Below are 774 nucleotides of genomic sequence, written 5' to 3'. Positions count from 1 at the left end.
TTTATTATCCAAATATAAATTGATCAGTTTTATCTTATAACTCGGGACTTCGACTAAGTTCGCTTTATAAAATTCAATAAGCTGTTCAGTTTGACCAGAGTTAGTCAGTAATTTTTCTTTTGTTACTAATTCTTGATTGATAGTTGAACAACCACTTAAAAAAAGTAACACCAAAAGAGAGAAATAGTTTTTTATATTCATTATCCTAGCATCCTCATTATCCCTGGCGCTGCGATTAGAACAACAATAGGAATCATGATAAAAGCGATCATTGGGATCGACATTTTTGCCCCCATCTTGCCGATTTTCTCTTCCAGTTCGAGCATGTTTATTTCTCGAATATCAGAAGCAAGAGAGGCTAATACCGCACCCACGGATGACCCGTACTTTAAGCTTTGAGTAAGCGTCATGACGAAGCTTTGTGCTTCCGTCGTTGGGACTAAGTCGTAAAACTCGGTGAGAGCTCGGTCTAACCCAACAATTTTGGCCCGTTCTGACGTTTTCTTAACGACATAAGCAAGGTTTTCATCGACCGTTTTTAGCTCGTTCGACAAGTAATCCAAGCTCGCTTCTAACGTCATCCCCGTGTGTACACAAACGTTCATCAAATCCAGTAAGAAAGGCAGCCGACTACTTACATGTCGCACATTTGCATTCCCTCGCGATGAGATATACATATCCGGCGCGATCAAACAAACAAGCATAGAAAGCGAGAATGAAATAAACGCGGATGAAAACTCCATCTCTCCTTGAATGTAGGAGTAGCCAATAAAC

1 protein-coding gene and 1 pseudogene are annotated in these 774 nt (G+C 40.1%); both read right to left on the bottom strand.

Annotated elements, in window-relative coordinates; all coding sequences use genetic code 11:
- Positions 1 to 201: pseudogene (locus tag R8N49_RS25020) on the bottom strand (pilus assembly protein TadD); the annotation flags it as partial.
- Positions 201 to 774: type II secretion system F family protein (locus R8N49_RS25015; RefSeq protein WP_029849893.1), on the bottom strand; the 574-nt coding region annotated here is incomplete at its 5' end. The pseudogene R8N49_RS25020 and the gene R8N49_RS25015, both read right to left, overlap by 1 nt.

The organism is Vibrio sp. 1978, from assembly GCF_033344345.1.
The sequence above is the reverse complement of the archived record's forward strand: the minus strand, read 5'-3'. Positions and strand labels throughout refer to the sequence as shown.